Source organism: Nocardia neocaledoniensis, assembly GCF_029868625.1.
GTDB lineage: Bacteria > Actinomycetota > Actinomycetes > Mycobacteriales > Mycobacteriaceae > Nocardia > Nocardia neocaledoniensis_A.
Genome location: NZ_JARWOJ010000420.1, coordinates 23,054 through 29,181, shown reverse-complemented (window position 1 = coordinate 29,181; position 6,128 = coordinate 23,054). Strand labels below are relative to the sequence as shown.

Sequence of the window (6,128 nt, the reverse complement as noted above, 5' to 3'; positions counted from 1 at the left end):
TCGTCGTCCCGACCCAGCAGGGCTGACACCGGGAGCCCCGCGGGGGGGGGGGGGCGGGGGGGCCCGCCCGCCGGCCGGCCCCCCCCCCCCCCCCCCCGGGGCTCCCGGTGTCAGCCCTGCTGGGTCGGGACGACGACGAGTTCGGCCGGATTCACCCGCCGCGGCGCCGCGACGGCATAGGCGATATCGTCCGCGGTGAGCACGTCCAGACTGTCGCGCATCTCGACGAGCCAGGTCAGCTGCTCGGCATCACGCGTGCCCGCCCGAGTTCCGTTGTCACGAAACCCGCGCGGCGGCGGGGGCCGATCTCGAAGGTCCCCGGCAGGTCGAGCTGGTCGGCGAATTGTCTTTGAAGAGCCCCGAATTCCGGGACGCTCCGGCTGCTCGGCACCATGGCGGACGATCAGGACGCACAGCAATCTGCGTCGGCTACCGAGTCCCCCCGAGTTCCGTCTACTCAGTAGCCGATTCGACGACAATCCCCCCGAAACGACCCTCCCGCATGGTCGCCCGGCGTCCGTCGATGAAGCACACCCCGGAGCGGGTGACCTCGACGCATTCTTCGCGCTGAGAACTGCTGGACTCGTCCGTGTAGTAGGCGATCATTCCTCCATAGAAGTCGACGTTGTAGCCGGTCACCCGTCGACCGGCACGGTCGGTGGTCCGGGCTCGGCAGCGGTCGCAGACCAAGCGGGGGTATCGCTGGTCGTAGCTCGCCGGCTGCTCGCAGCATGGGCAGGGTTGCGTGTAGCGACGCCCGGGATCGCGGGCGCTCAGCAGGGAGTCGTTGCGGGCGAGGAGAGTACGCGCGGGACCGGTGATCTTGTACCGGCGCAGCGCGATGAGGAGGTACTCGGCGTAGTCCGCTGTCTCGGCGTCGAGGGCGGCGCGTCGCGGTAGCTCGTCGATCCGCGTGAGCCCGGCGTCGTAGGCCGCCATCGCCGCGTGGTGTGCCGCCGAGAGTTCGCTGTCGGGGATGTATCTGTTGGCGTGTTCGGCGCGCGCCAGATGTTCATCGATCACCATGTCGATGGTGCGTCCGGCCCGCGACAGCAGCCCGCTGCCGCGTCCTTCCGTAGTCACCAGCACGTAGCCGTCGATGCCGCCGTCGTCGGTTCGGATCGTTTGCATGTATGCGAAACCGGCGCCGTGGCGGGCGGTTTCGAGTCCCTGATGCGTGTAAGGGATGAGAGAGTCGGGATCGTTGGCGTGTTCGCGCGCGATCCGCAGCGCTTCATCGCGAGTCAAGGGTGAGCGCGGACCCGGATTCATGCCCGCCAGCCTATCGATCGGGTCAGATGAGGGTGCCCACATCGGTGCGGACCAGGTTCTCCATGGCGCGTTCGGCGATGGCGGCGATGGTCATCGACGGGTTGCAGGCGGCGGTGTTGCCGGGCATGAGGGCGCCGTCGAGGACGTAGAGGCCGCGTTGGCCGAGGACGCGGCCGTCGAGGTCGCAGACGGTGCCCATGTTGGCGCCGCCGAGGGGGTGCCAGGTGGAGGGGAACAGGGTGTTGGTGTCGAGGAGGGTGCCGCCGGGGCCCGCGATGCGGCGGACGGTGGGGTCGATGTGGTCGTCCTGGATGGCGCGGTCGCCGTCGCCGGGCCAGCGCAGGGTGGCGGCGTCGCGGCCCGCGTCGTAGACGAATTCGCCGCGCCCGGAACTGGTTCCGTAACCGACGAGCATGGTGGCGCCGGGGTCGACGGGTAGGGACGGGATCGAGGCCTGGATGACGGTGAACGCGGCGTGCGGGTCGTCCCAGTTCTTGCTGCCGTAGACGACCGGGCCGCCCTGGGCCGCGCCGAATCCGGCGGTGGGGTCGCGCCAGACGTAGATCCGGTCGGCGTTGGTGCCCCAGCCGCGGCCGAGTTCGTCGGGCAGGTCGGGAATCCGCCCGGTGGCACCGGCGCGCACGAGGAGCCGGGTGGTGTTGAGGCTGCCCGCCGCGAGAACCAGGGCCTTGGTGGTGATCACCTTGTTCTCCAGCACATTTCCGGCCGTATCGACCCGGTCGACGCGCACCACCCAGCGGCCGTCGGCGGCGCGCTCGATGTCGGTCACCTCGTGCAGGGTGCGCACCTCGACGCGGCCGGTCGCTTCGGCGGCGGCGATATAGGTGACGTCGACGGAATGCTTGCCGCCGTTGTTCACGCCCATCGCGCCGTCACCGTTGGTATAGGACGGTGTCATCTCCCCGCGCAGTTCGGCCAGGGCGTAGTTCCAGTCGATCGGCATCGGGATCTTGTCCAGCGGCAGACCGGCGGCGCGCACGCGTTCGGCGAAAACGCGTGCCGCGGTGTAGTTCTCGTGGTTCACCAGTTCGTCCGGCGCGGTGGCCAGGCCGAGCATGCGAGCCACGCGCGGGTAGTGCACCCGGTCCATCCGGTCCCAGTCCAGCCCGGCCGGGAAGTGGGTCTCGAACACCTCGCGGGTCGGTTGCAGCGACATGCCCTGGTAGATCAGCGAGCCGCCGCCGAGGCCGGCGGCACACAGCGCCGTCATCCCGGCGCCGGGCACCGCTTCCACCAGGCCGACGTAGGGGTCGAAGACCAGCGGGCGGCCGAAGACCATCGGGTCGGAGCGATACCAGAGCATGCGCTTGTCGGGGTTCGTGGCCAGCGGGAAGGTCTGGGAGTTGGGGCCCGTCGGCCAGCGCCTGCCCCGCTCGAGCAACAGCACCGGCACGCCGGCCTCGGCCAGGCGCAGTGCGGTGACGCCGCCGCCGAAGCCGGAGCCGATCACCACGACGCGGTGTTCCTCGGTGGTGCTCGGGACTCGCGCCGCGGCCGACCGGGTGGCGGCGAGGGTCAGACCTGCGGCTGCCGCCCCGGTCAGCAGGGCGCGGCGGCTCAATTTCGACATGCGGGGAACCTTCATCAGAGGAGCGGTAACCGTGTTACCGCTCGGCGACGTTACCATTCACCGGTGGCCAGGGAGACCGATTCCGACGCATCGGCGAAGATCGTCGCGGTGGTGCTGGAACTGCTGAACACCGAGGGGTACGAGGCGGTCCAGCTGCGCACCGTCGCCGCGCGCGCCCACGTGTCGCTGGCCAAGATCTACCGGCTCTTCCGCACCAGGGACGAGCTGATCATCACCGCGCTCGCGCAGTGGATGGACGCCAACGCCTACGCCGACGTGGCCCCGCCCGCGCCCGGCGAATCGGTGCGCGAAACGCTGATCCGGGTGCTGCGCAGCGTTTTCGAGCCGTGGGAGCGCAATCCCAAGATGCTCGAGGCCTACCACCACGCGCGCACCGGCCCTGGCGGCGAACGCCTCGACACCCAGGGTCTGCTGGCGGTGCTCCCCGCCGCCGAGGGCGCCCTGCGCGGCCTCGACACCGACTACCTCGCCGACCTGGGGCTGATCATGGGCAACATGGCCCTGGCACTGATCGGCCGCTTCGCCGCGGGCACCCTGCCGATCACCGAGATCCGGTCCACCATGGAGCGCACGGCCTACCGGATGACCGCCGACAACGCGACCGCCGCCCGCCGCGGCGGGCGCTGACATCCGTTCCCGCGCAACCGATACCTGTTTCCCTTCGCGATAACGGGGCATACGCACCACGCGACGGATGTTCCGCCGCGATCTCGACGTAGATCCCATAGCGAACAGGTGAGTTCCATGATCCTTCTCGGCGCAGTCCTCCTCATCGCCGGACTCGTTTTCGGCATCTCCTTGCTGTCCACCATCGGCGTGATCCTGCTGGTGATCGGTGTCGTCCTCGCCCTCGCGGGCAGCGTGGGCCGCCCGGTCGGCGGTCGCCGTCATTACTTCTGATCCGGCTCGCGTCCCTTTCAGGAGGTCATCATGACGGCGAACGTGCCCCGAATAGTCTCGATCCTCGTGCTGCTGTGGCTGATCATCGGCGTCGTCGCCGGTGGGCAGCGCGGCTACTACACCGATCGGGAGCAGAACTGCGCGACCCTCGGCACCATCGCGGTGACGGTGATCGCCGGTCCGCTGAACTACATGGGCGTCAATCCCAAGGTCGACGACTGCGCGCTGCCGGAGCCGAGCCAGTAGGTCACTGGGCGCGGGCCCTGATCAGATTCGCCAGCCGGTCCAGCGACTCCTGGTTGCGGGCGGCGAAGGCGATGTCCTGGGCCAGTCCGGGGATCAGCTGAGCTGGTCCCCCGGACGCGCGCTCGGTCATCCTGATGGTGGTGCGGCCCGGCGCGCCCTCGTCGAGGGTGAGTCGGATCCAGGCCGACCCCACCGACCACAGCCGCGCCTCGAGCTCGAGCCGGTGCGGCGGGTCGGCCGCGCGCACCACCGTGGTGTCGCTGATGAGCACCGGCCAGAGCCCGAAGCGGTAGCGGATCCGGCTGCCCACCGCGGGCCAGTCCGGGTCGACCTCGCTGATGTGGGAGGCCCCGACCACCCAGCTCGCGTAGAGCCAGCCGTCGGCCAGCGTCGCGAAGGCGGCCGACGGGTCCACCGGCACGGTGACCTCGGCAGTCAGCATGTCTGAATCCTCGTCGGTCGCGGAAGTGCGGCCACTCCAGCGTAATCGGCGCGCACCGTCCCCGCCCGGTGCGCGCGCCGAGGGTGAGCGACACGGCACGCCGACATCGTCAAGATGCGGGAAAATTGCTGTACACCGAGCCGACGTGGGATCGTTCCCCTATGTCCACGGAAGAAACGCGGCTGAGCGACCCGCCCGGCCCCGCCGACAAGGCGGCCGAACACACCATCTTCGGCCACCCGATCGGATTGACGAATCTGTTCGGCGTCGAGCTGTGGGAGCGTTTCTCCTTCTACGGCATGCTCACGATCCTGGGCTACTACCTCTACTACTCCGCGGCCGACGGCGGCCTCGGCCTCGAACAGAGCACCGCGCTCGGCATCGTCGGCGCCTACGGCGGACTGGTATACCTCTCCACCGTGGTCGGCGGCTGGATTGCCGACCGGGTGCTGGGCATGGAGCGCACCGTCTTCTACGGCGGTGTCGTGGTGATGGCCGGTCACCTCGCGCTGGCGATCCTGCCGGGGCTGGCCGGGGTCGGCGTGGGTCTGGTGCTGGTGGCTTTCGGCAGCGGCGCGTTGAAGGCCAACGCCTCCTCGCTACTCGGCACGCTCTACGCACCCTCGGACGCCCGCGTCGACGGCGGCTTCACGCTGTTCTATCTCGGTATCAATCTCGGCGCGTTCGTCGGCCCCTTGCTGACCGGCTTGCTGCAGCGCGAATGGGGCTTCCACGTCGGCTTCGGCGCCGCCGCGGTCGGCATGGCGCTCGGGCTCACCCAGTACGCGGTCTTCCGGCGCAATCTCGGCACCCACGGGCGCGAGGTGCCCAACCCGATCACCCGCCGCGAGCTGACGCCGGTGCTGATCGGAGTCGCCGTCGCGGCGGTCGTCGTGGTCGGCGCCGCGCTTGCCGGGCTCATCACCCTGGACAACCTCTCCGATGTCACCACCGGCGTCATCGTCGTGGCCTCCATCGTGTACTTCGCGGTGATGCTCACCAGTGCCAAGGTGACCCAGCTCGAGCGCACGCGGGTGCGCGCGTTCATCCCGCTGTTCATCGCCAACGCGGTGTTCTGGTCGCTGTTCCAGCAGATGTTCACCATGCTCGCGGTGTACTCCGACGAGCGCGTCGACTGGCGCATCTTCGGCTGGGAGGCGCCGGCCAGCTGGATCGGCTCGGTGGAGCCCGTGTGGATCATCACGCTCTCCCCGCTGTTCGCGCTGATGTGGACCAAGCTGGGCAATCGGGCGCCGAGCACGCCGATCAAGTTCGCGCTCGGCGTCATCGGCATGGGCATCGCCTTCTGGCTGTTCGCGCTGCTGAGCGGCTTCGACGGCAAGACGGTGCCGGTGCTCGCGGTGTTCGCCATCCTCGGCGGCTTCGCGATCTCGGAACTGCTGCTCTCCCCCATCGGCCTCGCCGTCACCACCCATCTCGCACCCGCCGCGTTCCGCTCGCAGATGATGGCGCTGTACTTCTTCTCGGTGGGTATCGGCACCTCGATGGCGGGCACCCTCGCCCGCTACTACAGCCCCGACAGCGAGAGCGCCTACTTCGGCATCAGTGGCGCCGCCGCCATCGCGGCGGGCCTCGTCGTGGTCGCGTGCGCGCCGTGGATCAAGCGCCACATGCAGGGCGTGCACTGACCTGCGT

At 69.5% G+C, this 6,128-nt stretch carries 7 protein-coding genes; 4 read left to right on the top strand and 3 right to left on the bottom strand.

What is annotated here, in order from left to right:
• Positions 1 to 453: 453 nt before the first annotated feature.
• Both QH270_RS33335 and QH270_RS33330 read right to left on the bottom strand, forming a co-directional pair.
• The gene (locus QH270_RS33335; RefSeq protein WP_280348687.1) at positions 454 to 1,131 is read right to left on the bottom strand and encodes a hypothetical protein; all 678 of its coding nucleotides are present in this window, start codon (positions 1,129 to 1,131) and stop codon (positions 454 to 456) included.
• Positions 1,132 to 1,294: 163 nt separating this feature from the next.
• Complete coding sequence (locus QH270_RS33330; RefSeq protein ID WP_280348686.1) at positions 1,295 to 2,863, bottom strand: GMC oxidoreductase; 1,569 nt, start codon at positions 2,861 to 2,863, stop codon at positions 1,295 to 1,297.
• A 63-nt stretch (positions 2,864 to 2,926) separates the two neighbouring features.
• On the opposite strand from QH270_RS33330, the gene QH270_RS33325 reads away from it, so the two are divergent.
• The 3 genes from QH270_RS33325 to QH270_RS33315 all read left to right on the top strand — a co-directional run bounded on the left by QH270_RS33325 (position 2,927) and on the right by QH270_RS33315 (position 4,030).
• Complete coding sequence (locus QH270_RS33325) at positions 2,927 to 3,511, top strand: TetR family transcriptional regulator (RefSeq protein ID WP_280348685.1); 585 nt, start codon at positions 2,927 to 2,929, stop codon at positions 3,509 to 3,511.
• A gap of 117 nt (positions 3,512 to 3,628) precedes the next feature.
• On the top strand, positions 3,629 to 3,784 hold the full coding sequence (locus tag QH270_RS33320) for a DUF6131 family protein (protein ID WP_280348690.1): 156 nt from the start codon (positions 3,629 to 3,631) through the stop codon (positions 3,782 to 3,784).
• Positions 3,785 to 3,814: 30 nt separating this feature from the next.
• Complete coding sequence (locus tag QH270_RS33315; RefSeq protein ID WP_280348684.1) at positions 3,815 to 4,030, top strand: hypothetical protein; 216 nt, start codon at positions 3,815 to 3,817, stop codon at positions 4,028 to 4,030.
• Position 4,031: 1 nt separating this feature from the next.
• On the opposite strand, the gene QH270_RS33310 is transcribed toward QH270_RS33315, so the two are convergent.
• The gene (locus QH270_RS33310) at positions 4,032 to 4,472 is read right to left on the bottom strand and encodes an SRPBCC family protein (protein ID WP_280348683.1); all 441 of its coding nucleotides are present in this window, start codon (positions 4,470 to 4,472) and stop codon (positions 4,032 to 4,034) included.
• Positions 4,473 to 4,633: 161 nt separating this feature from the next.
• On the opposite strand from QH270_RS33310, the gene QH270_RS33305 reads away from it, so the two are divergent.
• Positions 4,634 to 6,121 carry a peptide MFS transporter gene (locus QH270_RS33305; protein ID WP_280348682.1) on the top strand — a complete coding sequence of 496 codons (1,488 nt, stop codon included), beginning with the start codon at positions 4,634 to 4,636 and terminating at the stop codon, positions 6,119 to 6,121.
• The last annotated feature ends 7 nt before the right edge of the window (positions 6,122 to 6,128 follow it).

Coding starts and splice junctions, on each gene's coding strand:
- QH270_RS33305 (WP_280348682.1), top strand. CDS start 4,634: ATGTCCACGGAAGAAACGCGGCTGAGCGACCCGCCCGGCCCCGCCGAC.
- QH270_RS33335 (WP_280348687.1), bottom strand. CDS start 1,131: ATGCAAACGATCCGAACCGACGACGGCGGCATCGACGGCTACGTGCTG.
- QH270_RS33315 (WP_280348684.1), top strand. CDS start 3,815: ATGACGGCGAACGTGCCCCGAATAGTCTCGATCCTCGTGCTGCTGTGG.
- QH270_RS33310 (WP_280348683.1), bottom strand. CDS start 4,472: ATGCTGACTGCCGAGGTCACCGTGCCGGTGGACCCGTCGGCCGCCTTC.
- QH270_RS33330 (WP_280348686.1), bottom strand. CDS start 2,863: ATGTCGAAATTGAGCCGCCGCGCCCTGCTGACCGGGGCGGCAGCCGCA.
- QH270_RS33320 (WP_280348690.1), top strand. CDS start 3,629: ATGATCCTTCTCGGCGCAGTCCTCCTCATCGCCGGACTCGTTTTCGGC.